This is a genomic window from Mesorhizobium sp. dw_380, assembly GCF_018588885.1.
Classification (GTDB): domain Bacteria; phylum Pseudomonadota; class Alphaproteobacteria; order Rhizobiales; family Rhizobiaceae; genus Mesorhizobium.
Genome location: NZ_JAFFIW010000005.1, coordinates 200,361 through 227,210, shown reverse-complemented (window position 1 = coordinate 227,210; position 26,850 = coordinate 200,361). Strand labels below are relative to the sequence as shown.

24 protein-coding genes and 1 tRNA gene are annotated in these 26,850 nt (G+C 62.6%); 4 read left to right on the top strand and 21 right to left on the bottom strand.

Annotation, left to right across the window (positions count from 1 at the left end; translation table 11 throughout):
* Positions 1–76 precede the first annotated feature (76 nt).
* The 8 genes from JT360_RS07230 to rsfS all read right to left on the bottom strand — a co-directional run bounded on the left by JT360_RS07230 (position 77) and on the right by rsfS (position 8,367).
* Complete coding sequence (locus tag JT360_RS07230; RefSeq protein WP_214470782.1) at positions 77–1,333, bottom strand: D-amino acid dehydrogenase; 1,257 nt, start codon at positions 1,331–1,333, stop codon at positions 77–79.
* A gap of 101 nt (positions 1,334–1,434) precedes the next feature.
* Entirely contained in the window at positions 1,435–2,571 is a 1,137-nt protein-coding gene (alr, locus tag JT360_RS07225) for an alanine racemase (RefSeq protein WP_214470781.1), read from the bottom strand.
* A gap of 90 nt (positions 2,572–2,661) precedes the next feature.
* The gene (locus tag JT360_RS07220; protein ID WP_214470780.1) at positions 2,662–3,183 is read right to left on the bottom strand and encodes an RNA pyrophosphohydrolase; all 522 of its coding nucleotides are present in this window, start codon (positions 3,181–3,183) and stop codon (positions 2,662–2,664) included.
* 30 nt (positions 3,184–3,213) lie between these two features.
* Positions 3,214–4,392: a divergent polysaccharide deacetylase family protein gene (locus JT360_RS07215; protein ID WP_214470779.1), complete on the bottom strand. Its 1,179-nt coding sequence runs from the start codon at positions 4,390–4,392 to the stop codon at positions 3,214–3,216.
* 200 nt (positions 4,393–4,592) lie between these two features.
* Positions 4,593–5,924 carry a S41 family peptidase gene (locus JT360_RS07210; RefSeq protein ID WP_214470778.1) on the bottom strand — a complete coding sequence of 444 codons (1,332 nt, stop codon included), beginning with the start codon at positions 5,922–5,924 and terminating at the stop codon, positions 4,593–4,595.
* A gap of 1 nt (position 5,925) precedes the next feature.
* Positions 5,926–7,269, bottom strand: a complete 1,344-nt coding sequence (locus JT360_RS07205) for a murein hydrolase activator EnvC family protein (RefSeq protein WP_214470777.1) — start codon at positions 7,267–7,269, stop codon at positions 5,926–5,928.
* A 165-nt stretch (positions 7,270–7,434) separates the two neighbouring features.
* Complete coding sequence (rlmH, locus tag JT360_RS07200) at positions 7,435–7,917, bottom strand: 23S rRNA (pseudouridine(1915)-N(3))-methyltransferase RlmH (RefSeq protein WP_214470776.1); 483 nt, start codon at positions 7,915–7,917, stop codon at positions 7,435–7,437.
* Between the two features lie 72 nt (positions 7,918–7,989).
* Entirely contained in the window at positions 7,990–8,367 is a 378-nt protein-coding gene (gene rsfS, locus JT360_RS07195; RefSeq protein ID WP_214470775.1) for a ribosome silencing factor, read from the bottom strand.
* A 241-nt stretch (positions 8,368–8,608) separates the two neighbouring features.
* Between rsfS and JT360_RS07190 the strand changes: the two genes are divergently transcribed.
* Positions 8,609–9,460 carry a mechanosensitive ion channel family protein gene (locus tag JT360_RS07190; protein WP_214470774.1) on the top strand — a complete coding sequence of 284 codons (852 nt, stop codon included), beginning with the start codon at positions 8,609–8,611 and terminating at the stop codon, positions 9,458–9,460.
* Here JT360_RS07190 and JT360_RS07185 read toward each other — a convergent pair whose 3' ends face one another.
* From JT360_RS07185 to obgE, 5 genes are all read right to left on the bottom strand, one after another.
* Entirely contained in the window at positions 9,461–10,759 is a 1,299-nt protein-coding gene (locus JT360_RS07185; protein WP_214470773.1) for an MFS transporter, read from the bottom strand.
* Positions 10,760–10,860: 101 nt separating this feature from the next.
* Positions 10,861–11,448, bottom strand: coding sequence for a nicotinate-nucleotide adenylyltransferase (locus JT360_RS07180; RefSeq protein ID WP_214470845.1), 588 nt, complete (start codon positions 11,446–11,448; stop codon positions 10,861–10,863).
* 251 nt (positions 11,449–11,699) lie between these two features.
* On the bottom strand, positions 11,700–12,986 hold the full coding sequence (locus JT360_RS07175; RefSeq protein WP_214470772.1) for a glutamate-5-semialdehyde dehydrogenase: 1,287 nt from the start codon (positions 12,984–12,986) through the stop codon (positions 11,700–11,702).
* A gap of 3 nt (positions 12,987–12,989) precedes the next feature.
* A complete protein-coding gene (gene proB / locus JT360_RS07170; RefSeq protein ID WP_250888654.1) occupies positions 12,990–14,201 on the bottom strand; it encodes a glutamate 5-kinase in 1,212 nt (403 codons plus the stop codon).
* Positions 14,202–14,205: 4 nt separating this feature from the next.
* Entirely contained in the window at positions 14,206–15,237 is a 1,032-nt protein-coding gene (obgE, locus tag JT360_RS07165; protein WP_214470771.1) for a GTPase ObgE, read from the bottom strand.
* 132 nt (positions 15,238–15,369) lie between these two features.
* On the opposite strand from obgE, the gene JT360_RS07160 reads away from it, so the two are divergent.
* Positions 15,370–16,239, top strand: a complete 870-nt coding sequence (locus tag JT360_RS07160; RefSeq protein WP_214470770.1) for an endonuclease/exonuclease/phosphatase family protein — start codon at positions 15,370–15,372, stop codon at positions 16,237–16,239.
* A gap of 7 nt (positions 16,240–16,246) precedes the next feature.
* On the opposite strand, the gene JT360_RS07155 is transcribed toward JT360_RS07160, so the two are convergent.
* The 4 genes from JT360_RS07155 to rplU form a co-directional block, all read right to left on the bottom strand.
* Entirely contained in the window at positions 16,247–16,795 is a 549-nt protein-coding gene (locus JT360_RS07155) for a GNAT family N-acetyltransferase (RefSeq protein ID WP_502845456.1), read from the bottom strand.
* 3 nt (positions 16,796–16,798) lie between these two features.
* Complete coding sequence (locus tag JT360_RS07150) at positions 16,799–17,386, bottom strand: GNAT family N-acetyltransferase (RefSeq protein WP_214470769.1); 588 nt, start codon at positions 17,384–17,386, stop codon at positions 16,799–16,801.
* Between the two features lie 120 nt (positions 17,387–17,506).
* On the bottom strand, positions 17,507–17,776 hold the full coding sequence (gene rpmA / locus JT360_RS07145; RefSeq protein WP_091578900.1) for a 50S ribosomal protein L27: 270 nt from the start codon (positions 17,774–17,776) through the stop codon (positions 17,507–17,509).
* A gap of 97 nt (positions 17,777–17,873) precedes the next feature.
* Entirely contained in the window at positions 17,874–18,515 is a 642-nt protein-coding gene (gene rplU, locus JT360_RS07140; RefSeq protein ID WP_214470768.1) for a 50S ribosomal protein L21, read from the bottom strand.
* A 334-nt stretch (positions 18,516–18,849) separates the two neighbouring features.
* Between rplU and JT360_RS07135 the strand changes: the two genes are divergently transcribed.
* A tRNA-Ser gene (locus JT360_RS07135) sits at positions 18,850–18,939 on the top strand.
* A gap of 114 nt (positions 18,940–19,053) precedes the next feature.
* Positions 19,054–20,376 carry a tyrosine-type recombinase/integrase gene (locus JT360_RS07130; RefSeq protein WP_024502873.1) on the top strand — a complete coding sequence of 441 codons (1,323 nt, stop codon included), beginning with the start codon at positions 19,054–19,056 and terminating at the stop codon, positions 20,374–20,376.
* Between the two features lie 1,452 nt (positions 20,377–21,828).
* On the opposite strand, the gene JT360_RS07125 is transcribed toward JT360_RS07130, so the two are convergent.
* The 4 genes from JT360_RS07125 to ccoS all read right to left on the bottom strand — a co-directional run bounded on the left by JT360_RS07125 (position 21,829) and on the right by ccoS (position 26,850).
* A complete protein-coding gene (locus JT360_RS07125; RefSeq protein WP_024502871.1) occupies positions 21,829–23,730 on the bottom strand; it encodes a putative bifunctional diguanylate cyclase/phosphodiesterase in 1,902 nt (633 codons plus the stop codon).
* A 177-nt stretch (positions 23,731–23,907) separates the two neighbouring features.
* Positions 23,908–25,086 (bottom strand): 5-demethoxyubiquinol-8 5-hydroxylase UbiM, encoded by a 1,179-nt coding sequence (ubiM, locus tag JT360_RS07120; protein ID WP_502845458.1) that lies wholly within the window; start codon positions 25,084–25,086, stop codon positions 23,908–23,910.
* A gap of 283 nt (positions 25,087–25,369) precedes the next feature.
* The gene (locus JT360_RS07115) at positions 25,370–25,987 is read right to left on the bottom strand and encodes a CHAT domain-containing protein (RefSeq protein WP_024502869.1); all 618 of its coding nucleotides are present in this window, start codon (positions 25,985–25,987) and stop codon (positions 25,370–25,372) included.
* Positions 25,988–26,694: 707 nt separating this feature from the next.
* Positions 26,695–26,850, bottom strand: a complete 156-nt coding sequence (gene ccoS / locus JT360_RS07110; protein WP_081714250.1) for a cbb3-type cytochrome oxidase assembly protein CcoS — start codon at positions 26,848–26,850, stop codon at positions 26,695–26,697.

Below are 26,850 nucleotides of genomic sequence, written 5' to 3'. Positions count from 1 at the left end.
CAATTCCAGGAAAAGTGTGAAACGGTTTTCCGTCCGGAATTGCGTCAAGACGAAGCATGCACCCAGGGCGCGCTGCCTATTTCAGGTAGCGCTCCTGCGCCAGAGCACGAGCATCGATATCAGGCACCCGGCTCGAGATGATGTCGGCCAGCACCTTGGCCGAACCGCAGGCCATGGTCCAGCCGAGCGTGCCGTGGCCGGTGTTGAGGTAGAGGTTGGAAAGCTCGGTGCGGCCGATCAGCGGCGGCCCGTCCGGCGTCATCGGCCGCAGCCCGCACCAGAACGTCGCCTCGCGCATGGCGCCGGCGCCCGGAAAGAGATCGCCGACCGAATGTTCGAGCGTACGGCGCCGCGATTCGTGCAGCCTGAGATCGAAGCCCGAAATCTCGGCCGTGCCGCCGACGCGGATGCGATCGCCAAGCCGGGTGATCGCCACCTTGTAGGTTTCGTCCATCACGGTCGACACGGGCGCGGCGGCGGCATCCTTGACCGGCACGGTGATCGAATAACCCTTGACCGGATAGACCGGGATTGATCGCTTCATCCGGCGCATGAAGCCCGCCGAGTAGCTGCCCAGCGCCATCACATAGGCGTCAGAGGTTTTGAAACCCTTGCTGGTGCTGAGGTTGGCAATGCGATTGCGGCTGCGGATGACGCGCCAGATCGTCGTGTCGTATTCGAACTTCACGCCACGCGCCACGCAGAGCTCGGCCAATTTGTCGGTGAACATCTTGCAGTCGCCGGTCTCGTCATGCGGCAGCCTCAGCCCGCCGACGAACTTCTCGCGCACGCTGGCCAAAGCCGGCTCCGCCCCGACGCAGCCGTCCTGATCGAGGATCTCGTAGGGCACGCCATATTTCTTCAGCACTTCGACATCGCCTGATGTGCCATCAAGCTGCTTTTGCGTGCGGAAAAGCTGCAAGGTGCCCTGGGTGCGCTCGTCATAGGTGATGCCGGTCGTTTCGCGCAGCGCCTTCAGCGTGTCGCGGCTATACTCGGCCAGCGGCACCATGCGCGATTTGTTGATCGCGTAACGCTCGGCGGTGCAGTTGCGCAGCATCTTGACCAGCCAGGTCCACATATGCGGATCGAAGGCCGGCCGCACCACCAGCGGGCCATGCTTCATCAGGAGCCATTTGATCGCCTTGAGCGGAATGCCGGGGCCTGCCCAGGGCGAGGCATAGCCGGGCGAGATCTCGCCGGCATTGGCGAAGCTGGTTTCCAGTGCCGGGCCTTTCTGGCGGTCGAGCACCGTCACCTCGTGGCCGGCCTCGGCAAGATAGTAGGCGGTGGTCACCCCGATGACACCACCGCCCAGCACCATGATCTTCATCGTTCACGCTCCACGGCGCCCAAACCGGGCATGCCATTCCCTGTCTGCCGGATTCTGCCGCGCCCGCCAAGGGGCTAGCCTCAAGGGCTACCCCCAAGGGGCTACCGATTGATGTAACGCCGGTGAAAGCGTGGGCCGAGACTGGCCAGGATTTCATAGCCGATGGTGCCGGCATGGCCGGCGGCATCGTCGACGCTCTGCGAAGGACCCAGCAGCTCGACCAGATCGCCCTCGCGCAGTTTGCCGGGCGACAGGGCGGAAATGTCGAGAATGACCGAATCCATCGACACACGCCCGAGGAAAGGCAGGCGCACCCCCTCGAACCAGGCCGCCGAAGCGGAACGGCGCAGCCAGCCATCGGCATAGCCGAACGAAATCGTCGCCAGGCTTAGCGGACCTTCCGCGCGATAGGCATGGCCATAGCCTATGCCGGTGCCCTTTTCGACGCGGCGCGTCTGCGCCACCTTGGCCTGCAGCCGCACGACGGGCCGCATCGGATTGGGCTCGCCAGGCGTCGGATTGATGCCATAAAGCGCCGCCCCTGGCCGGGCGAGGTCGTGGTGGTAGCGTTCCCCGAGAAAAATCCCGGAAGAATTGGCAAGCGAAGCGGGCGCCTCGGGCAGCATGGCGCGCAGCCGTTCGAAGGCCAGGCGCTGTTGTTCATTGGCCGGATTGCGCGGCTCGTCGGCGCAGGCCAGATGGCTCATCACATATCTGATATCGATGCCCTCGAACGCGCTGCTATCCCCCTCCAATGTCTCGACTTCGGCTGGCGCCAGGCCGAGCCGAGACATGCCGCTGTCGACCTGGATAGCGGCCGGAAGCCGTCGCCCGGCGCCATGCGCCGCCGCGCGCCAGGCTTTCAACTGCGCGCCACTGTTGATGACCGCGCACAGACCGGCCGCCCGCGCTTCCGGCTCGGAGCCAGGCGGCAGCCCGTTCAGCACGTAGATATCTGGTCCGGTCCCGATCGCCTTGCGCAGGTCGATGCCTTCGGCCAGCAGCGCGACGAAGAAGATGTCGCAGGCCTCCCTCATCAGCGCCGACGCCACCTGCGCGGCGCCGAGACCGTAACCATCGGCCTTGACCACGCCGGCACAGCGCACGCCGCCTAGCCGCGCCTTCAGCCGCCGGTAGTTTTCACGGATCGCGCCGAGATCGATGGTGAGGATGGCCCCGGCCGCCGCTTCGCTTACTGCGGCATCCCCGGACAGCGACCTCTTGGAGGCGTCGTTCATGGCGACCCTTCTTGTGGCGGATAGACATCAATAGGACCGCTGGGCCCGCGCGGCAACCGCAGCGGCTGAACCACGGCCGTGCCCCTCCAGCTATGGCACGAGGTGCCGGAACGCCGCCACCACGTCTTCATAGACATGACGCTTGAACGGCACGATCAGGTCGGGCAGCTCCTGCATCGGCCGCCATGCCCATTTGTCGAATTCGGCGGTGTGGCCGCCCGGTGGCGGATTGATCTGGATCTCGCTGGTATCGCCATGGAAGCGGAAGGCGAACCATTTCTGCGTCTGGCCGCGATACCGGCCCTTGAAGGCAACGCCGACAAGGTGGTCCGGCAGGTCGTAATTGATCCAGTCCGGCGCCTCGGCGAGCAGCGAGACGCTGCGCATGCCGGTCTCCTCATAGAGCTCCCGCTCCGCCGCCTGCAACGGCTCCTCACCCTTGTCGATGCCGCCTTGCGGCATCTGCCAGAGCTGCGTCGTGCCGGCAAATTCGCTGTCGGGCTCGGCGATGCGATGCCCGACCCAGACCAGACCCTCACCATTGAGGATCACCAGCCCGACGCAGGGACGGTAGGGCAGCGTTTCACGATCGATCTTGCTCGTCTTCGGCATCAGTCAGTCTTTCCGGCCATCTTCCGACGGTTAGCCTTTTTGCGGATCGATCGCCACCGCCGAAATCGGCACGATCTCGATGCCGCGCTTCTTGGCCTCCGCAATCCAGGACGAGACGGTGTCGACCGTCAGGTCGAAGGCCGAGCCGATGCCGACGGCGGTGCCTTTGGCCCGCGCGGTCGCTTCGAGACCGTCCAGTTTCTTCAGGATGGCGCCGCGATCCTGCACCGCGTCGATCGCCGTGTCGCCGGCGACGAAGGGCACGCCGTCCTTCAGCGCCAGGTCGGGCGCCAGGCTGCGCGCCGACGAGCCGTCGTCGACATAGGCGAGACCCCGTTTGCCGAGTTCGGCCATGAACGGCTCCATCGCCGCGGTGTCGGCGGAGAAGCGCGCGCCCATATAGTTCATGACACCGGTATAGTTCGTCGTCCGCGACAGCGCCCAGTGCAGGCTTTTCAGGTTCTCTTCGGCGCTCGCCGCCACCGTCAGCGTGTTGCGGCCGGGATTGACGTTGGGATAGTCGAATGGTTCGAGCGGCACCTGCATGACGATCTCGTGGCCGCCCTGCCTGGCTGCCTGCATCCAGCGGCCGATGCTGTTGCCTTGCGGCGCGAAGGCCAGCGTCACCTCCGGCGGCAGCTTGGCAATGGCCGCCTGGGTGCCGGTCTGCGATACGGCAAGTCCGCCGATGACGATCGCCACGCGGGCACCGCGCGCGCCGGACCAGGGCCGCGCATAGACATCGAACGGCCGCCGGCCATCGGCGGAGCGTATCGGCAGGGGTCCGGTGTCGCTGGCCTCGATCAGCGCCTTGTCGGGAATATGCGCGACCTTCAGGTTCTGGCCCAGGGTCGACGGATCACGGATGACAATGGTCTTGGGCGGACTATCGCCTTCCTCGGTCTGGACATGGATGATCTGCGGCCCGCCCATCTTCGCCGGCGTCTCCACCTTCTGCGCCGCTGCCGGGGCCAATGCGGGAGGCGACGCGGCGGGCTCGGCCGCCGCCGTCACTTTCGGTGTCGAAACGGCAACCTCTTGCGGCTTTCGAAATGGCTTTTCCCTGAGCGCGATTGCGGCGGAAACGCCGACCACCGCCAGCACGACCAAGGTCGCCACGATCACGCCCGCGCTGATCTTGCCGGCGGTCCGCGGTGCCCGAACGGTCTGTCCAAGCGGGCGTTCGATGTCCTTGCCGATATCAGCCAAGCCCTGTCCCCGGAGCGCACGGTTCCGAAGGCGATCCCCCTCGGGAAGACACGCGCGAATTCATCAACCCTGGCGCACCGCCGGTACCCCGTTGGCGCCGCATCTGGAGGCCCCGTCTTGCCCCCGAATCAAACTGCCGGAACCTTTCGGTCCCGGCAGCATCGCATTGCTTCGTTCAGGCAGCCAGCCTGTTGCTGGCCTTACTGGTTGAGCACGGCCTTTTCCGGATTGGGCGGGAAGGACGGATCGGTCTTCTGGCCGCGCAGCAGCTGCTCGGCGTAGATGAGCTGGAGATCGTCCTTCGGATCCGGCGGCACATAGGCGGCCGAGCCCGAGCCGGTCTTGCTCTCGTCGGCGCCCTTGATATGGCCCTTGAGGTCGGACTCGCCGCGCGTCAGGTCCCTGCCCTGCAGTTCCGGCGGCAATGGCTGGTCGACCTTGATGTCGGGCGTGATGCCCTTGCCCTGGATCGACTTGCCGGACGGCGTGTAATAGAGCGCCGTCGTCAGCCGGAGCGCGCCATTCTCGCCGAGCGGGATGATGGTCTGCACGGAACCCTTGCCGAAGGACTGCGTGCCGACCACCGTGACGCGGCGCAGATCCTGCAGCGCGCCGGCGACGATCTCGGACGCACTGGCCGAGCCGCCATTGACGAGCACGATCATCGGCTTGCCGTTGACGTCGTCGGTCTGCTTCGGCTTGGCGTCGAAGCGGGTGACGTCCTTCGGATCGCGGCCGCGCGTCGAGACGATCTCGCCGCGCTTCAGGAAGGCGTCAGACACGCTCACCGCCTGGTCGAGCAGGCCGCCCGGATTGAGGCGCAGGTCGAGCACATAGCCCTTGAGCTTGTCGTCCGGCACCTGCTTCTTGATGGTCGCGATGGCGTTCTCGAGGTCGTCATAGGTCTTTTCGGTGAAGGAGGTGATCTTCATGTAGCCGATGTCGTTCTCGACCCGGAACTTGACCGCCTTGACCTTGATGATGTCGCGCACCACCGTCAGCTCGATCGGCTTGTCGGCGCCCTGGCGCAGGATGGTGAGCTTGATCGGCGTGTTGACCAGGCCGCGCATCTTGTCGACCGCGTCATTGAGCGTCAGGCCGCGAACCTCTTCGCCGTCGATCTTGGCGATGTAGTCGCCGGCCAGCACGCCCGCCTTGGCGGCCGGCGTATCGTCGATCGGCGTTATCACCTTGACTAGGTCATTCTCCATGGTGACCTCGATGCCGAGGCCGCCGAACTCACCCTTGGTCTGCACGCGCATGTCCTGCGCCTGCTCGGCGTTCATGTAGGAGGAATGCGGGTCGAGCGAGGAAAGCATGCCGTTGATGGCGTTTTCGACCAGCGACTTGTCGTCGGGCGGCGTGACATATTGCGCCCGCACCCGCTCGAAGATGTCACCGAAGATCGCCAGTTGCTTGTAGGTCTCCGACCCCGCAGCGTTCGCCGAGGAGCCAGGAGCGCCATAGACAAGGCTCATGGCGGATGCGCCCATCAGCGCACCGGCAAACAGAAGCGACAGTTTCCGCATCATTTCACGTCCTTCCAGAAAAACGGTCCGCCCACCATGGGGCCGGATCGACGGGTTTTCCATCCTTGCGGAACTCTACATAGAGCTCCGGCGTGGCATTTCCATTCTTCGAAACCGAGGTGCTTGCCACCCGGGCCTCTCCCATCGCGCCGACCGGCTCTCCTGCGAGCACCGACTGGCCAGTCACGACGCTGATTCTGCTCATCCCCGCCAGAACGACATGATAACCGTCGCCGGCATTGAGGATCAAGAGCTGACCATAGGAGCGAAACGGCCCCGCATAAAGCACATTCCCATCCGCCGGTGCGGTAACGATGGCTCCCGATTGTGTCGCAAGCATGTCGCCAAGCATCACCGCGCCACTACCGTCATCGGCGCCGAACCGGCGCTTGATGCGGCCGGTGACCGGCAGCGCGATCTGCCCCTGCAGTGCCGAAAACGGTGCTGACGCGGTGAGCCGGTTGCCTTCAGGAACCGGCAGTGCCGCCAGCGATGCCGTCTTGTCGTCACTCGGCTGGTCGGCACTGGTTGCCTTCGCGGCATCCGCGGCCTTGCGGGTCTTGTCGGCCTGTGCCTCGAGCGACGCGATCAGGTCCTTCAGGCTGCTGGCCTTGGCCGCAAGCGCCTCGGATTTCTGCTGTTCGGCCGCCATCTGCGCCTTCGTATCGGCCTCGAGCTTCTGTTTGGCCTCCAGCAGCATGCCGAGCCGCTTCTTTTCCGCCGTCTGGTCGCCGACCGCCGCTGTCAGCCGCGCCCGTTCGGCTTCGATCGAGGCCGTCACGCGGGTCTGCTCCTTGAGGTCGGCCAGCAGGCTATCGGTCTGCTGGCGCAGCTCCGGCACCACGGCGCCGAGCAGGATGGCGCTGCGCACCGAGGACAGCGCATCCTCCGGCTTGACCAGGATCGCCGGCGGCGGATTGAGCCCCATGCGCTGCAGCGCGCCCAACACTTCGGCCAGCACGTCGCGCCGCGCCGCAAGCGAGGCGCGGATCTTCTGTTGCTGGGCTTTCAGCCCCTCCAGCTTGGCGCCGATGTCCTCGATGTCCTGGCCAAGCTTCTGCTCGGTCATCGCCGACTGTATCAGCGCGGCCGTGATCGAGGCGTGGTCCTTCTTGACCGCGGCGATATCGGCGGCGAGCTTCGCCAGCCGTTCCGACGACAGCGTTATTTCCTTGGAAACGCGTTCATATTCGGCGCGGCTCTGGTCTGGATCGGGAGCCATGTCGAGCGTGTTCTCGGCCCATGCCCCATGCAACGACAGGGCAAACGCCGCCGCCGCGATGCCGCAGCGCGCGCGCCAGGAGCCCCCTGTCGATGAGCCCGGTGTCGATTTCCAGCCTTCAGACATTCGCCATCGATTCTATCTGCGGCTTCGTTAACGAACCATCAACCATGTTAACCCATGTCGCCCAAAACTGCGCGGTGGTTCCGGAACAACGGCATGCACAAAAAGCAATCCCTCAACGCGATCTTGCGCGGCATTGGGGCGGAATTCGGTGTGACCCGGCGGCTTTCAGGACCGGTGATACGGATGGCCGGACAGGATCGTCGCCACCCTGTAGAGCTGTTCCCCCAGCATCACCCGCACCAGCTGGTGCGGCCAGGTGAGCGCACCGAACGACACCACCAGCTCAGCCTGGTCGCGCAGCGGCGGATCGTGGCCGTCGGCGCCGCCTATGGCCAGAACCAGCGCCTTGCGGCCGCCGTCGCGCAACTGTCCGATGCGGCTGGCCAAATCCTGCGAGGAAAGGCTCTTGCCGCGTTCATCGAGCAGGATCAGCGCCGTGCCCGGCTGCAGCTGCGCCTGCAACCTTGAAGCTTCGTCACGCTGGCGCTCAGCAGCGCTTTGCGCGCGGCTCTCCACGATTTCGGTGACCCCGGCGAATTCGAGGCCGACCGCGGGCCCGCTCCTGGCGAAGCGCTCGAAATAGCGGTCGGCCAACTCCCGCTCGGGGCCGGCTTTCATTCGGCCCACGGCATGAACTGAAATCTTCATCCCGCCTCTATAAGCCGTTAGAGCGTGTCACCCAAAGGCGAAATCCGATTCTGGGCAACGACGCGGAGCAGCTTAATGAAGGGTCTCTTCCTCGAGATCCGGCGCCTGCCACATCTTTTCGAGATTGTAGAATTCGCGGACCTCGGGACGGAAGACATGGACGATGATGTCGCCCGAATCGATCAGGACCCAGTCGGCGCCGGACAGCCCCTCGACGCGCGCCGAGCCGAGGCCGGCATCCTTGAGCGCCTTGAGGAGGTGATCGGCGACAGCCGAGACATGACGGTGCGATCGGCCCGATGCGACGACCATGTAGTCGCCGAGGCTCGATTTCCCCTGAATGTCGATTGAGACGATGTTTTCGGCCTTGGAGTCTTCCAGACTGGCAAGGACTGTGTTGATGGCGCGGGACACGGCGTCGTTTACGCTGATCCCGGCCGGCGAAGGCACGATGTCGGCCTTCTTCCGCAGTGCTGTTCTCAGTGTATTTCCTTTCGCAGCAAGAACAACCAAATCACCCCAAAAGCAGGTGACACCACTTAGATAGGCAGAGTTCCGTTGCAGTTTCAAGACGGAGCCCCAATTCAGGCGAACTCGCCCATTGTCCGGATGTTCCACGCGAGAGGCAAAAAGATCGGAACCCAGCTATCCCCCGGCGGTTATCGGCTGATCGACCAACCGGAATCCCGCCATGCCGATCGATCCGCAAAACACGCTTCTCACCGTCCAGGCAGGTCTGGCGCAGCTCAGTACGCTGATCGTCTCCTATTCCTTTTCCGCGGTCGGTGCCGTCATCCTTCTGGTGGTCGGCTACATCGTCGCCGGCCTCGCCGAACGTTCGATCTTCGCCGGCCTCGGCCATATCCATGGCTTTGACCAGACGTTGCGGCATTTCCTTTCCAAGATCGTCCGCTATGCCATCCTGATCCTCGTCGTCATCATGGTGCTCGGCCAGTTCGGCGTGCAGACCGCCTCGATCATCGCCGCGATCGGCGCCATCGGCCTTGCCATCGGCCTGGCCCTGCAAGGCACGCTGCAGAACATTGCGGCCGGCATCATGCTCTTGGCGCTGCGGCCGTTCCGCATCGGCGAATCCGTCGAGGTCGGCACCATTGCCGGCTCGATCGAGGAAATCGGCCTCTTCGCCACGAAGCTCAGGACTGCCGACGGCGTCTACATCCTGGCGCCCAATTCGACGCTGTGGAACCAGCCGGTGCGCAATTTTACCCGCAACGGCGTCCGTCGCGCCGATATCACGCTGAGCATCGGCTCGTGGAACGACATCGATCGCGCCCAGAAGGCATTGCTGGCCATCGCCGCCACTGAGCGTCGCATCAAGCGCCAGCCGGCGCCGATCGCCTTCGTTGCGGCACTGGGCGACAGCACCGTCTCGATCGCCTTGCGCTACTGGACATCATCAGCGGATTTCTTCGCCACCCAGACCGATCTCACCAAGCGCGCCAAGCAGGAATTCGATAGCGAAGGCATTTCGATCCCGCTGCCGCCGCCGGAAGCACCGGCGCCGGAAGCCCGCCGGCAATAATCAATCGGCTCGGCGCCAGTCCTGTTCATCCGGCGCATAGGCGAGTTCCACCGGCAGCGGCGCCTGCGCTGTCATCGGTGCGAAGCTGCCGGTTTCAGTGGCCGGCACAGCTTGCGTGGTGAACACCCGCAACAGCACGAACAGGCAGAAGACACAGGCAATGACGATGGCCACATAGATGAAGGCCTGCGTGCCGAAGGCGGCCGACAGCGCGGTCACGATGCCCGGTACGATGAAGCCGGCTAGCGACCAGGCAAACAGAAGCGAACTGGACAGCGCCACCATGTCGTCCTTGCCGGCACGGTCGGCGGCATGCGCGCTCGACAGCGAATAGATCGATTCCGACGCGCCGTCCCACAAGACATAAATCACCAGCAGCAACGCCAACGCACCGCCGTCGAAACCGAGCGCCAACATGCCGGCCGCCGCGGCAAGCGCGGATGCCCCGATCAGCACGTAGCGGCGATCGGTGCGGTCGGAAATCCAGCCGAACGGAAGCTGCAGGATCAGCGTGCCGAGCGGCATCACCGAAAGCAGCAGCGCCACATCGGCCTGGCTGTAGCCCTTGGCCGTGGCGTGGATCGGCGCGAAACCGGAAATCGACATCGACAGGCCGCCGACTGCCAGCATGCCGGCAACGCCGACCGGCGAAATCCGCCAGGCCCGGCGCAGCGCCACCGAGGCCGCCTGTGGCGCCGGCGGCTGCGCCAGCCGCGTCATCCCGACAGGAAGGATCGACAGGGCGGTGAAGACGATGCCGATCAACGGCGCATCCGCCGCTTTGATGTCGACCAGCGCCAGCGCCGCATAGCCGACGCCGAGCCCGGCGACATAGGCGACGTAGAAGAAGGCCATCACCCGGCCGCGTATGGCGTTGGCGATGGCGTCGTTCAGCCAGCTCTGCGCCACGATGAACAGGCCGCATATGGCAAAACCGTAGAGCGCGCGCGCCCCGATCCACGGCAAAGGATGCGGCCCAGCGCCTATTGCCGCATTGGACAATGCGATCAGCGCCGACAGCACCATGAAAGCGCGGGCATGGCCGACCCTGCGCACCAGCGGCCCGGTGAGGATGCAGCCGGCGAGGCCGCCGGCCGACAGGCCGGTGACGATCAGCCCGGCCCAGGTCGGATCGAAGCCTTCGACGCCGAGCCTGACCGGGATATAGGCGAACATCAGCCCATTGCCGATGGCGATCAGCGCCATCGACACGATGACGCTGGCAATCGCGATCAGCGGCGTGGGCGCGCTGCCCTGTTCCGGATCGACTGCGGGTTGGTGCTTGGTTTGAATTGCCATGTCCGATCAGCATCGCCGATCGGCTGGGCGAAGGCCGCTGTAAAAACGACATGGCCGCGCGGCCGAAACGCTGGTTCTTTCCTTCTCCCGTGCGAGGGCTGCTATCCCTTTGCCTTCTTGCGGATCGCGGTCGATGATAGCGACGAGCGTGGACCGTGGATGAAGGTCCAGGCCGGTGCCTTCATGCGCGCGAGCAGCGGCGCGTCGCCTTCGTCGATACGGGCATAGTCGAAGGTCTTGGCGACGACCGACGACAGGAACGACAGCGTCGCACCCGGACGGTCGATGACCGCGATCGGGAAGGTCAGCACGATCTCGCGCCAGCGCTGCCAGTGATGGAAGTCGCGCAGCGAGTCGGCGCCCATGATCCAGACGAAATCGACGCCGGGATTGCGCGCCTTGACCAGCGCCAGCGTGTCGGCGGTGTAGCGCACATGATGCGCCGCCTCGAAGGCGGTGACCTTGATCTTCGGGTTCTTGGCGATCCGTTCCGACAGCTGCAACCGCTCGGCCAGCGGCGCCAATTCCCCGGCGCTCTTCAGCGGATTGCCCGGCGTCACCATCCACCACAGCTGGTCGACCGCCAAGCGCCTGAGCGCGATTTCGGCGACCAGCGCATGGCCGGCATGCGGCGGGTTGAACGAGCCGCCGAACAGGCCGACGGCCAGGCCTTTTTCGGCATGCGGCATTTTGAGATAGCAGGAGGGGACAGGGGGCTGGGACGACGACAGCATGGTGCTAGGCGCCCCCCTCTGTCCTGCCGGACATCTCCCCCTCAAGGGGGGAGATTGGCAGCTTCATCGACGACAGAAATTCTGCAGCGCCAACAATTGGCGAAATCAAAAACAACAGCCGATCTCCCCCCTTGAGGGGGAGATGCCCGGCAGGGCAGAGGGGGGTCGGCGCGCGCAAGGCCCTCAGGCTCTGGGAACGAAAAGCGTCAAGGCCTCACCTGTCCCGACCCGCGCACGCGGTATTTGAAGGAGGTCAGCTGCTCGACGCCGACCGGGCCGCGCGCATGCATCTTGCCGGTGGCGATGCCGATCTCGGCGCCCATGCCGAACTCGCCGCCATCGGCGAACTGCGTCGAGGCATTGTGCAGCAGGATCGCCGAATCGATCTCGTTGAAGAACCGCTCCACCGCTTGCACATCCTCGGCAATGATCGCCTCGGTGTGATGCGAGGAGAACGTCTCGATGTGGTCGATCGCGCCGCTGACGCCGTCGACCAGCTTCACCGCGATGACGGCGTCGAGATATTCGGTCACCCAGTCGGCATCGGTCGCCGGCTTGGCGTCGGAAAACACTTTCAGCACCTCGGCATCGGCATGGATCTCGCAGCCGGCGGCGCGCAGCGCGTCGAGGATCGGCAGCAGATGGGTGGACGCCACCGCACGGTCGACCAGCAGCGTTTCGGCAGCGCCGCAAACGCCGGTGCGCCGCATCTTGGCGTTGACCGCGATCCTGACCGCCATATCGAGGTCTGCGGAGCGGTCGATGTAGAGATGGCAGATGCCTTCGAGATGAGCAAAGACCGGTACGCGCGCCTCGTTCTGCACCCGCCCGACGAGGCTTTTGCCGCCGCGTGGGATGATGACGTCGAGCGTGCCGTCAAGCCCCTTCAGCATCTCGCCGACGGCGGCGCGGTCGGTGGTCGGCACCAGTTGGATGGCGTCTTGCGGCAGGCCGGCGGCCTTCAGGCCTTCGACCAGGCAGGCATGGATGGCGGATGACGAATTCAGCGAATCCGAACCGCCGCGCAGGATCACCGGATTGCCAGCCTTGAGGCAGAGCGCGCCGGCATCCGCCGTCACGTTTGGTCGGCTTTCGTAGATGACGCCGACGACGCCAAGCGGCGTGCGCACACGCTCGATCCGCAGGCCGTTCGGCCGCTGCCAAGAGGCGATCACGTCGCCGACCGGATCGCCGAGCTCCGCGATCTCGCGGATGCCGTCGGCCATGGCTCGGATGCGCGCCGGATTGAGTTTCAACCGGTCCATGGAGGCTGCGGAAAGCCCTGCTTCCCCGCCATTCGAGATGTCGATGGCGTTGGCGTCGAGAATGTCCTGCTCCCGGGCGAGGATTGCCTGCGCCATGGCGACAAGTCCGGCATTCTTGGCGGCGGTGGTGGCGATGGCCAGCGGTCGGGCGGCTGCGCGGGCGCGGCGGCCGATATCGGCCATCAGCGCCACTGTGTCGTCTCCGGATTTTTCATGCAGCTTCAGCATGGCTCATCCTCCGCTCGATACCTTGTCCACAGCCAGTACCTGGTCACTGGCCCCTACCTGGTCACTGGCCCGTACTTGGTCACTGGCCCGTACTTGATCACCGGAATGACTCACCACAAGGTCGTCGCGGTGGATCATCGCCGAACGCGCCTCGTAACCGAGCACGGTTTCGATCTCGGCCGTCTTCAGGCCAGCGATCCTTACGGCATCGGCGGCATCGTAGGCAACCAGGCCGCGTGCGATCTCGCGGCCCTCGGGTGACAGGATCGCCACCGTATCGCCACGCGAAAAGTTGCCGCTGACCAGCTTGACGCCAGCCGGCAGCAGTGATTTTCCCGACGTGAGCGCACCGACGGCGCCGGCATCGACCGTCAGCCGGCCCGCCGGTTCGAGCTGGCCGGCGATCCAGGTCTTGTAGCCCTTGACCGGATTGGCGCTCGGCCGGAAGAAGGTGGCGCGCTCGCCACGTTCGATCGCCATCAGCGGCGACAGCCGCGTGCCCGATGTGATGATCATCGCAGTGCCGGCGGCGGTTGCGATCTTGCCGGCATCGAGCTTGGTGCGCATGCCGCCGCGCGACAGCTCGGATGCGGCCGCCCCCGCCATCGCCTCGATATCAGGCGTGATGCGGTCGACCACCGGAATGAATTTGGCTTGCGGGTCGCGCGCCGGCGGCGCGGTGTAGAGCCCGTCAATGTCGGAGAGCAGCACCAAAAGGTCCGCGCCCATCATCGTCGCCACACGCGCGGCCAGCCGGTCATTGTCGCCATAGCGGATTTCGGAGGTGGCGACCGTGTCGTTCTCGTTGATGACCGGCACAGCCTTCATCTTCAGGAGTGTCGAGATCGTCGCGCGGGCATTGAGGTAGCGGCGGCGCTCCTCCGTGTCACCGAGCGTCAGCAGGATCTGGCCCGATCTCAGGCTGCCCTTGCCCAGCGCATCCGACCAGGCGCCGGCCAGTGCGATCTGCCCGACGGCGGCAGCCGCCTGGCTCTCCTCGAGCTTCAGGGCACGCTTGCCGAGGCCGAGGATGGTGCGGCCAAGCGCGATGGCGCCGGACGACACGACGAGGATCTCGGCGCCGCCCTGGGCGAGCACCGCGATGTCGTCGGCGAGCGAGGCCAGCCAGTCGCGCTTCAGGCCGCTTGCGCGGTCGACGAGCAGCGCCGAGCCGATCTTGACCGTGATGCGCCGGTATTTCCTGAGCGACTGCATGGCCTTACTTTTCCCAGCGCGTCTCGACCGGGGCAGTGATCTGTGCCCGCGCTTCGGCGACGACAGCCATCAGCGCCCGCAGCACGGCCTCGACACCTTCGCCGGTGACGGCGGACAACAGCATCGGCGCGCGCCCCGAGGCGCGCTTCAGCGAGGCGACCTTCTTCTTGCGCTCATCGGCGTCGAGCGTGTCGACCTGGCTGAGTGCCACAATCTCGACCTTCTCGATCAGCCCGTTGCCATAGGCATCGAGCTCGGCGCGCACGGTCTTGTAGGCCTTGCCCGGATTTTCCTCCTGCGCCGAAACCAGATGCAGCAGCACGCGCGTGCGCTCGACATGGCCGAGGAAGCGGTCACCAATGCCGACGCCCTCATGCGCGCCTTCGATCAGGCCCGGAATATCGGCGATGACAAATTCGCGTGCATCGATGCGCGCCACGCCGAGGCCGGGATGCAGCGTCGTGAAGGGATAGTCGGCGATCTTCGGCTTGGCGGCGGTGACCGCGGCGAGAAACGTCGACTTGCCGGCATTGGGCAGCCCGACCAGCCCGGCATCGGCGATCAGCTTCAGCCGCAGCCAGATGTTGAGCTCTTCTCCCGGCAGGCCCGGATTGGCGCGGCGCGGCGCCTGGTTGGTCGAGGTCTTGAAATGCTGGTTGCCGAAGCCGCCATTGCCGCCCTTGGCGAGCAGGAAGCGCTGGCCGACCACGGTTAGGTCGCAGATCAGCGTTTCATTGTCTTCCTCGAACACCTGCGTTCCGGCCGGCACCTTCAACGTGACGTCGGCCCCCTTGGCGCCGGTCATGTTGCGACCCATGCCATGGACGCCGGTCTTGGCCTTGAAGTGCTGCTGGTAGCGATAGTCGATCAGCGTGTTCAGCCCGTTGACCGCTTCCAGCCAGACATCGCCGCCACGGCCGCCATCACCGCCATCCGGCCCACCGAACTCGATGAATTTCTCGCGCCGGAACGACACCGAACCGGCGCCCCCGTCACCGGAGCGGACATAGACCTTGGCTTGATCGAGAAATTTCATGGGACTGCAGTTTCTTTTATTGGCCTTGCGGCATTGCTCTAAACCTTGGGCCTTGCTCTAAACCAAGGCGCGGCGAAGGGCGAGGCCGTTTTGTGACGATGGCCGCATGGGGTCGGCCGGAGAGATGTCGGCATGAGGCTTGTAACCTACAACATCCAGTACGGCATCGGTCTTGATGGGCACTACGATGTCGGGCGCATCACTGACGCCGTGCGCGGTGCCGACGTCATCGCGCTGCAGGAGGTCACCCGCAACAATCCGAGGAATGGCGGGCGCGACATGGTCGCCGAGATCGGCGAGGCCCTTCCCGACCATTTCGCTGTCTATGGCAGCAATTTCGAGGCCAATATCGGCTCGCGCATCGAGAACGGCCGCGCCATCACCACGACCTTCCAGCTCGGCAATATGGTGCTGTCGAAGACGCCCATTCATTTGTCGCGCAACCTGCTTCTGCCGCGCAGCCGCAGCTTCGAGATGATGAACTTCCAGCGCGGCGCGCTGGAGGCGCTCATCGAGACGCCGCTTGGTTTCATCCGCTTCTATTCCATCCATCTCGATCACCGCAGCCCGGTCGAACGTGCCAGCCAGATCCAGTTCCTGCGCCGGCGCCTGCTGAATTATGCGCTCGAAGGCGGCGCCTTGTCCGGCGTCGCCGAGATCGGCCTGCCGGAACTGCCGCATCCCGAGGCCTTTGTGGCCATGGGCGATTTCAACATGCTGGCCGGCTCGCCCGAATATGTCGAACTCGCCGGCCGCCCGGACCACGAATTCGGCATGCCGCTGACCGCCGACTTCGCCGTCGATGCTGCCGTGCGCCTCGATGTCGCCGGCGACGATCTCATCAGTTGGGTCGATCCCAAGGACCCAACCAGCGCCAGCCGCCACAAGCGCATCGACTATATCTTCACCAGCGCGTCGCTTGCCCGCTCGCTGAAGCGCCTGTGGGTAGACCGGCAAGCAACTGGTTCGGACCACCTGCCGGTCTGGGCCGAACTGGGCTGATGGCCATTCATCCGGCAGCGTTTTCGCGTTCGACGATCGCCATCATGATCGCATCGCGGTATTCCCCGTCGATACAGACGGCGTCGAGCTGCACGCCCTCCCTGACAAACCCGACCTTGTCGTAGAGGGAGATGGCGCGCGCATTGTCGGAATGCACGGAAAGCTCGACGCGGACAAAGCCGGCCTTGCGCGCCTGCGCCAAGGTCGCATTGATCAGCCGCAGTCCCAGGCCATGCCCCCGATAAGAGGGAATGATCCCCATCCCCAGGGTGCCGCGATGAGCATGTATGAGCCGGTCATGGCGTGAGATGTCGCACCAGCCGACGACCTCGCCGCGAACAACGGCAACGACCCCTGGATCGCCTCTGCCGATACGATCCATCGCGAAACTGCGGGTTTGATCCAGCGGTGGCGCCTCGAGGAAGGACAGGTACTTTCGCTCACGCGCTACGACGTCGAGAGCCCGGTGAAAGCTTTCAACGTCCCCGGGCGTCATCGGCGCGATCGCGACCGTTTCAATATCGCTGCTGTCGACCATTGGCTTGACCGGCGTCATCCATCAAAAGTGAACCCAGTTCCGCAGGCTGGTCCACGTCTTCCTGTCGAGCCGGTAGCGCTCGACCGGTACCTGGCCGGCGACGATCGAGTTCAGCATGCCCTGGCCGGCATACTGGAAGCCGCATTTGTGGATGACCCGGCGCGAGGCCGGATTGATGACCCGCGTCGAGGCATGCAGCACCTGGACCGACGTCTTCTGGAAGGCGAGGTCGACCAGCGCGTGGGCGGCTTCCGTCGCATAGCCGCGCTTCCAGTAAGGCTCGCCGATCCAGTAGCCCAGCTCCAGCCCGCGATCGGTGGTGTTCAAGCCCGCGCAGCCGACGAAAGTGTCGGTGCCGGCCAGCGTCAGCGCATAGGCGACGCCAGCGCGGCGCGACTTGGCCATGGCGAGGAAGGCGCGTGCCTCGGCCTCGCCATAGGGGTGCGGCATGCGCGCCAGCATTTCTGCGACGTGGCGGTTGTCGGCAAGCTCGGCCAGCTGCGCGATATCGCCTTCGTGCGGCGCCCGCATCACCAGCCGCTCGGTGATCAGCACCGGACAGTCTATCGCGTAACTTTCGTCTTCTGAGTCTTCCGCTTCGGCAACCATTTCAAAGTCCTCCAGGCACAAGAAAAAGGGGAGATGGAAACCCATCTCCCCTGATCCATTTCCTGGTTTTGCCAGACACCGGTTCCCGAGATGGGCGCCGGTGTTCTAGTGCGGAACCGGCTACTCCGCGGCTTTGGTAATCGGGTTGACCGATACGTAGGTTCGGCCGTTGGCTTTCTTGTTGAACATCACGGCGCCGGCTTCGAGCGCAAAAAGGGTATGGTCCGTGCCAATGCCGACATTGACGCCGGGATGCCACGTGGTGCCGCGTTGACGAATGATGATGTTGCCCGGGATGACGGCTTCGCCGCCGAACTTCTTCACGCCCAGACGCTTGGAATGCGAGTCGCGACCGTTGCGCGACGAGCCGCCAGCTTTCTTGTGTGCCATCTAACTAACTCCGTTGCGCCGCAAGGCGCCTAAAAGGCCTTATGAACGCGTTCGCGTTCCGTTTCAAGTCCGATCCGGCTGATGTTTCGCCAGAAAATTACTTCTTCGCCAGTTCCTTGGCCTGCTCGCGCCAGTCCTTGATCTGGTCGGCGCTGAACGGCATGTGCTCGTCGATCTTGGCGACATCCTTGTCGGTCAGCTTGGCCAGCTGCGCGAAGGTGATGATGCCCTGCTCGGCGAGATCCTTGGCGGCGACCGGGCCGATGCCCTTGATCACGGTCAGGTCGTCAGGCTCGCCCTTCGGCGCCTTGAACAGCGGCGCTGCCGTGGTCTCGGCTGCCTTGGCTTCCTTCTTCGGCGCGGCCGCGGGGGCTGCTTCCGCCTTGGCTTCAGCCTTGGCGGCGGCCTTCTTGGCGGGCTTGGCGCCACCCAGCAGGATCTCGGAGATCCGCACGGTGGTCAAAAGCTGGCGGTGGCCGATCTTGCGGCGCGAATTCTGGCGGCGGCGCTTCTTGAAAGCGATGACCGTGCGGTTCTTGCCCTGCTCGACGACTTCGGCGGTAACCACCGCACCATCGACGAACGGCGCGCCGAACGTGACATTCTCGCCCTCGCCATGCGCGAGCACGTGGCCGATCTCGACGATATCGCCGACATTGGCTTCGACTTTTTCGATCTTCAGGAGATCGTTGGCGGCAACGCGATACTGCTTGCCGCCCGTTTTGATGACTGCGAACATTTTTTGCCTTTCGCTGTTCGGTCGGCCTTGATGAACCGCCTCTGGCGGTTCGGCCGTCTTTTTGTCAGTCTGCGGGTTCAAAAAACAAGCGGCGCGGAAGAACCCTCCACGCCGATTGCGCGCTGTCCCTAACCGAAGGTTGAGTGGGAGTCAAGGCAAACAGGCCGATTCCTTGGCCCGGCGGACTGGCTGGTATCACCTGTCCAGGACGGGATGATCTCGATCCGGGCTGGACCCGGAGAGCAAGCTGAACTTCCCGGCGGATTTGGCCTTGTAACCTGCCCGTTCAGCCGTTATCTAGTGCGCCGCGCCGGCAACGGCCGACCATGACCGCGGAGAGGTGGCAGAGTGGTCGAATGCACCGCACTCGAAATGCGGCATGGGTGCAAGCCCATCGGGGGTTCGAATCCCTCCCTCTCCGCCATATAGCTTCCATAAAAATCCTTTCCTTTCAAAAGCTTCCTTGTTGCACTTGACCAGCACGAAGCGAAACATATCTTAGACTGTGTAACAAACTGTGTAACATTAGAGAAAGATAATGCGACGTTCCGCAGCGCCAAAGCCGCATAAACGTGAAGGCATCTGGTATCTCGTCCGCAGGGTGCCGAAGGAATTCGCGGCGTTTGATCGCCGCTGCCTAGTACGCATTTCCACGGGCGTCGCCGTGGCTGACGATCCCCGCGGTGTACGGGCGCGAGATGCAGTGCAAAGCCTCGGCGCGGGGCTGGAGGCGTATTGGCGTAGACTGCGGGAAGGCCAATCCGCCGAGGCGGGGCTGCGTTTCGAAGCCGCGAGGAAGCGCGCGCGGTCATTTGGATTGGCCTATCGCACTAACGAGGAACTAGCAGCGGGGCCGCTCGACGAACTCATGGCCCGTATCAAGCTGCTCCTCGACAAAAAATCGATCGAGGACGCGCAGGACGTCTCGGCCGTCATGGGTGGGGAGAAGCGGCCAGCGGTCCGCCTGAGCGGTCTTATCAAGGAATTCGAGACGATCGAGCAACAGAACTTGCTGGCCATGTCGCCCAACCAAATCAAGAAATGGCGTAACCCCAAAAAGCGCGCAGTTGCCAATCTGGTTGGAGTCATTGGCGACAAGGAGATCGCAAGCCTCACTCGGGACGACGCAATCGCGTTCCGCGAGTGGTGGCAAAAGCGGATCGTTGAGGATGGACTTGATATCGGTACGGCCAACAAGGACATCGGCCATGTTTCGAAAATGCTGCGCGTCGTCGATCTGACTCACCAGCTCAAGCTGGAGCCGGTTTTTCGAAACCTGCGTCTTTCCGGCGCCGTCCCCGGGCAACGCGCTGCGTTCACAGCGGAGTTCATTCAGGAGAAGATACTCGCTGAAGGCGCGCTCGACGGACTCAATGACGAAGCCCGCCATCTAATCTATGTGATTGCCGATACCGGACTCAGGCTTTCTGAAGCGGCAAACCTCACCACCGAAACAATCCACCTCGATCGAGAAATCCCGCATGTGCGGGTGCGCCCCAATGGCCGTCGCTTGAAGACCGGTCATTCAGCCCGTGACATTCCCTTGGTTGGCGGCGCACTTGCAGCCATCAAGCTCCATCCGGACGGCTTTCCTCGTTATCGCGACAAGGCCGCGTCACTTTCAGCGCTCGTCAACAAGGTGCTCGCCAGCAAGGAACTTCTGCCGACTTCCGAGCATAGTCTTTATAGCCTGCGACACACTTTCGAGGACCGGCTGACGGCAGTTGAGGCGCCGGAGAAGGTAATTGCTTCTCTGATGGGCCACAAATGGATCCGGCCCAAATACGGCGCGGGACCTTCGTTAGCGCAAAAGCGCGAGTGGCTCCAAAAAATCGCTTTTACCCCGCCCGGGCGAATGTGATTGCGGCGCCATCCAGGCCTTGAGAACCAACCTCACGGCTCCAGCTGTCCGAGCCATTTAGGTTGAGCGTGGCCAGCACGCGCTGCGCTCGCTCGCGATTTCCGAGCTTCCGCCGCATTTGTTCGACCTCGTATTCCAGCCTTTCGAAGGTCGGTATATAGGCATCTCCATGCCGGATGACCAAGTAGGCGGCAACAGCTAGACACCATTCTAGCTCCGTGGCCGATGGATCGGAAAAAGGGGCGACGCCATACCAAGACGAGCAACGCCTCTCGAGGGCTTCCGAACTAGGCAAACGGCCAGCATGTGGCATGGGAAAGAAACCTATGCCTGATCGACGAACCTAAAGTGCTCACGAAGCTTGACCGGTACGCGGGCCATCGGAGGGTTCTGCCTAAAACCGCCAAAAATTTTGAAACACCCATTCATCCGGCTCGAATTCAAAGGGATCGGCGATTTTTGGGTTATGGCTTGCAAGCATAGTTCAGCCCAGACAAGAACGCCTGATATCTTGTCGTGCACTGTCACCCTGCCAAATATGGTGCCGGCGACAACGGCAGTTTGGCGAGCAGAAGAATTCCCGAGACTGAGACGTTCTACGGCTTGGCCCATGTTCGCGCTCCTCCTCGATTGGAGACAGGATGGGCCATATGGAAGCGAATAAAAGGAGGTTGGTGACGAGTCTCGGTAGTGGAGTAGAAACGGGTGGAAAAGCTTGCGCTATTCGCCATCGGCGCCGCTAAACGCATTTGAGAGAAGGGGCAGCGATCGCCAAGAGATGACGTCCGATCGCAAGCCGGCTAGAAATGCGACAGTGACGCGCCTTTTTTGGCACGACCTTAGCACCCGATCGGGCCTCAGCTGGTCGTCGTTGCGCAGCCGATCGGGTGCGATTTTTATAAAGCTCTCTTGGCTTTAGCTTTGAGAGCCCGTCATCGAGACAAATGCAAGGGAACGGTCCGCCCCCTGGGGACATTCGACATGCCGTGGCAGCTTCCTATGGTGAGCCAGCGCATTCCGATACACGTTTTCCGCGCTCTACCGTTGCTCCAGCACCTGTGCTGAGGCTGAGCGCTTGATCAGGACCCGACCGCTGCTGTTGCGGGATGGTGACTGGGTTGAGGTCGCGAAGACCTTGACCGCGGGTACGTTGTTCATCCCGATGAGCGCTGAGCCGAGAAGCAGCCAAGAACGCTTCCCGTAATCGAATCCTACGGGAACCGCGAAACCAGCGTCCAAAGGACGCAATTCTCCGACGTCGTTCACTCAAGCTCATCTCGCAACTTGAACGCTTGTATGAAGCCGCTGCATGTGCGCCGGTGGACCGGATTGCTGCTATCCAAACCACGTGCTCAGTTTCGCCCCGTAATAACTCTACCGTCCGAAACGGCTTTCGCGCGTCAGGTCCACCCCACATGAAAGTTCCGCGAGCAGCACGGACGGAGAGGCCGGTCACAACTCCTTCGCGTGCTCTTTTACTACCGAATCAAGTGCCAAATGGAGAGGCACTGCCTTAGAGAACAGGAAGCCCTGCGCGGTTCTGCAGCCAAGCTGGTACAGAGTTTGCCGATCTGCCTCTGTTTCAACGCCCTCGGCCATGACCTCGATCCCGAGCGTCCTACCAAGATCAATCACCGCTTTGACAAGCAGCCGATTCTCCCGGGACTTGGCTAAGCCGCGAACGAAGCCCTGATCTATTTTCACCTTCCTGATCCGACTGTCCTTGAGCGATGCCAACGTCGAAAAACCGGTGCCGAAGTCATCGAGCGCGATAGAAATGCCAGCATGTGAAAGCCGGGCGAGCTTTTCATCCACTCTGTCCGGATCCACTGGGGCTTCTTCGGTAATCTCGATGTCGAACATCGTTGCAGGGAGGTCTTTTGCCGCCAGACCATTAAGAATCATCTCGTCAATATCGCCAGCTTCCAACTCGCACGGTGAAACATTCATCGCCACACGAACATCACGACGGTCAGCTTTGACCAAGCCCTCGATAAGAGCGCAACAGTCGGCGAATACCGTTTGAGTTAGCAGCTGAAGCATTCCAGTTTCGCGTGCCGCTGTCATGATCTCGGGCGGAGAAATGGGACCGTGAAGCGGGTGAGACCATCTTAGCAAGGCTTCAAAACTGACGACGGCTTCAGTTTCGAGTCTTACGATTGGCTGAAACCAAGCGACCAAGCTTCTCATCGTTATCGCCGAATGAAGATCGCGTTCGATTGACTGGCGGCGTTGCAACTCCCGGGCTAGCTCGGCATCGAACAGACAAAATTCATTCCTGCCGCGGCGCTTAGCTGTGTAAAGGGCGATGTCGGCCCGCAACAACATTTCCGTTAGTCCGGGGTTTTCAGCCAAGTAGATTCCTATAGACGCTCCAATGCGGACTGATGCGATCCCAGGATAGGGGCGAGCAAGCTTGGCTATGAGATTGGACGCGAGATTGGTGGGAGAAGGAGAATTCTTTCGCGAAGAAAAAACCAGCACGAATTCATCCCCACCGATGCGGGCGAGCGTTGAGCCCTCCGGTGCTTCTTCCTCTATTCGGCGGGCGATCCTGGCAAGCAGCTCGTCACCCGTTCTGTGACCGTAGGTATCGTTGACAGATTTGAACCCGTCCAGATCAATCAGCATGGCCACAAAGGGTCCATCGGTGTTCTCAAACTGATCGATTGCATGTTCGAGGCCCCGCCTGTTGAGGAGCGCGGTAAGATGGTCCTCCCTGGAATTGCGCTCCATTTCCGCGGCAAGCCGCTCGGCTTGATGTCTCAGGCGGCTCGCGTCACGGAAGCGCGCTTGTCCAACGAACGAGGATCGAACCAGGCCGCCCTCGAAAAGCAGGACGGCAAAAGCCAGAATGTAGTTTTCCGGGGCTCCCTTCGTCAGCAAACATGCGGCGGCAATGAGGAGTGGCGGTGTGATGAAGCATATCGCTGCCGCAGCATATGAGCTGCCGTACGTGACCGCGCCAGCTGAAATGCCCGCCAGAATTATTAGATGCAGCGATGCTTGAGACGTCGTGTATCCAGCCGTTAGGACGGCAAGGAATGACCAGGTGAATCCCGCCAGAAGAGCAAGCCTGCCAAACCAGCGAAGCCGCAGCCAAACCCGTGTCAGATCATCCTGGACTCCGGGTTCCTTCAGCTGATGACGGGCGAGTGCAAGGCGGGCGGCATTTATCGCATTAACGACCGAAAACCAGGCCGCGCCAGCAAGACCGTTCCCGGAAAGGGCCTGCACGGTCAAAATCAGCCCGGACAGCACAATGCTTATCGGCATTGAGACGAAAAGGCCTGCCCTCAGATCAGCGAGCTGGTCCTGAAGGATTCTCGCCTCCAGCGGATCTTCTTTTTCCAAGGCTGGACGGGTCAGCTTGCTTACTCCTGCTTGTCCGCAGCCTATGCAGCCCCCCTGAAGGACGGGTTAATTCTTCAATCGGAGATCAGCGTCGGGGAGCAGGATTACTCCGGTGCATCATGCACTCTCTCCCATCGCTCGCCCAGCACGCGCAAAAATGCGACTGCTGGTGCAGTATCACCGCTGGAGCTCCGCCGAAATCCCATGCCGGACAAGGGGAACATGTTGGGCAAAGCGAAGCCCCAGATGCCTTGCAAGCCGTGCCGCCAGGTGGTCTCTGGAGTAGAGTCCAACCAATATGTTCGTTGCATGGTAGAGCGGCGACGCCGACAGGCGCAGCCGCCTTTCGTATATATGCAGCATGTCGGGGTCGCCAACATTGCGGCCGTCGCGGCACGCAGTCATGATTCCACGGGCGAGTTGCTTCTGGCTGCTGAGACCGATGTTGAACCCGTGAGCGGTCACCGGGTGCATGCCGATGGCAGCGTCGCCGATGAGTGCGGCGCTCGGCGCCCGGAATTTGTGCGCCCAGGTCGTGACCAGCGGATAGGTGTGGCGCTTGCTTGCCAAGGTCATTTTTCCAAGGCGCCCTCGACACCGTTTCGTCAACTCCGACAGGAACAAATCATCATCGAAGGCAAGCAGTCTATAGGCCTCGTTTGAGCGCAATGTGAGCAGCAGCGACGACATGCCCTCCGCTAGGGGCAATATCGCTATCGTCTGATGGTGATCGAACCATTCGATGGCGATCTGGTGGTGGGCGCGCTCGTGCCTCACTCGGCAAATCAGCATCGAGTGGCCAAGCCGGTTGATATCGGCGCCGATGCCTAGCAGATCACGCGTGGCGGACAAACGCGAATCCGCGGCAACAACCAGCCGAGCAGTTAAACGCGCGCCATTAGAGAGCGTTACGACTGCTCCTTCTTGGCTGTTTGTTGCATCGACGACCGAGTGGCCGCACAACAGCCGGGCGCGATCCTGCAAGCGGACGATTTTGAACAGCGCCTCGCGGATCCGGCAATTTGGAACCAAAACCCCCAGCGGTTCTCCAGAGTTGCTGGGAGGATCGAAACGAAGAGCGAATGCGCTCGAGCCGTTGAGCACGCGCGCGCCTTGAAGTGCTGATTTGTCCGAAGCCGGAATGACATCCCAGGCGCCGAGCTCGCGAAGGGTTCTGATCGAAGCGTTGGTCAGCGCGATTTCGCGACCATCGAAAGCCGGATTCGCCAGACTATCGAATGTGTTCTGTTCAACAACTGCCACCTTGAGTTCGCTTTGGGCAAGCGACGCAGCGAACGAAAGGCCGACCGGGCCGGCTCCAACGACAACGATGTCAAAATTATCGTCAGAGCCCATCAGCGTGCCGCCATCCGGTCGCCTATCCTCGTGTAACGGTGAAACTGAGCCGAGTGACATGAGCTCCGTGCCCGCCGCATTGCCTAAAGGCGCTGGGCCGGGAGATTCGCATCGATCGGCAACGAAGCACTCAAAGCGCTCAGAGGTGGATGCGGCTAACCGATCCCGCCCTTTCGCCGCGCAGCCGCGCAGATCGCCGCCAGCAAGCGAGACACTCGCGACGCTGGTCAGCGACGGCCGCGCCGCATCGATCGCCACATTCCACCTGGAACCCTTGCGCATACTACTCACGCTCCACGACGTCGAAGCGGGCTCTCTTGCGAGGGTGAGGGTATCGAACGTAGCGCTCTCTCTCGTCATCCCAGCCAAGGTAGCGGAAACTTTTATCCACGACCGCGCATATCTCATCAAGAACCTGCTGCATGGCTTCGATGTCGATGTCCTTGCAATTCAGTCGCCGATAGAGCAAAGCCCACGCGGCGACATAGTCGTCGAAATAGCGCGCGTCACTCGAACCAATGATCAACTTCGGACGGTTGATCGATCTCGAAAACGCACGTCCCAACCCCGATGATGCTCCGCAGCACGTTGACATCACGAGGATCTTCGGCGCTGGATGCGAGCCCTGGAACATTTTTACGAAGTCAGCCCAAAGAAGGCCACTTCGCCCACTGGACGAAGCGATCCCGTCACCATTGCCGTGCCCGGCGATGTGAAGCACGTCGCACTCCGCCTCCATCGCTCGTACTACAGCCTCACCAAATTTCGTTCGGTTCAACGCCATGTGGAGCTCCGCGCGGATGTTGACAGCCTTTAACAAGTGCTGCACGATCGGTCCCTCTTGCCTGTCGGCGAAGTAGTCATTTGCATTGTGGCAGTCGATGATGTGTACGGTGTTCATGGTACTCCAGCCGCTTGTTCGTTCATCGTCGTGACGAGCGGACACCACGCGCGCGGAACCGCGTGACGTGCGCTGGGTTCCGGTACCGTCGCATAGCCTCAAGGCGCGGGCCGGGAATCGGGATGGATCGGCAACGACGCACACAACCCATCAAAGGCGAAAGCTGTTGATCGGCCCCCCTGTCCGCGCAGCCACGCGGATGGTCAGCCAGCAAGCGAGATACACACGACGCCGGTCAGCTAATGGCTGCGCCGTAAGCACAAGGCATGGCCGACCACACGACAGAAAACCCAGAACCGTGAAGGTGCTGATAATGACGACCAATCTTTCCGTAAGTCATGCATTTCTCCGTCGAAGACTGGTCAATAGACCACACCGATGAGTATGACCCTGATCTGGATCAGCCAGACATGACCAATCGGCACTGGCGGTTCACGGTCAGGTGATCGACCGTGACGTTCCACTTTGGAACCCGTGCGCACATTGCCAAGCTCTCGTCCGGCCACGCGAGGTACTCTCGTGGCATCAGCCGCCTCATACTGGGTGCAATGGTAGGCAGTCCTTCGCACGACAGAGGCTTTTCACAAATGTAGTGTGCAGCTTAGGTCAAGATGGTCATGGAGCATGGAGCATGGACAGCTTGTTCCCGACCGAGCCGGCTCGACTGACGAGCGCGATCCGCGCATCTTATGCACAGCGGATTGAAATCAGCGTTCCGGTTTGTCGTCCCGATCAATTAGTATCCGCTCGGCGGCTCCGTCGAGATCTTCGTATTGACCGCTTCGCAATGCCCAGACGAAGCCGGACACACCCAGTGCACCCAGAAAAAGGGCCACTGGTATGAGATAGAGCAACGTCGTCAC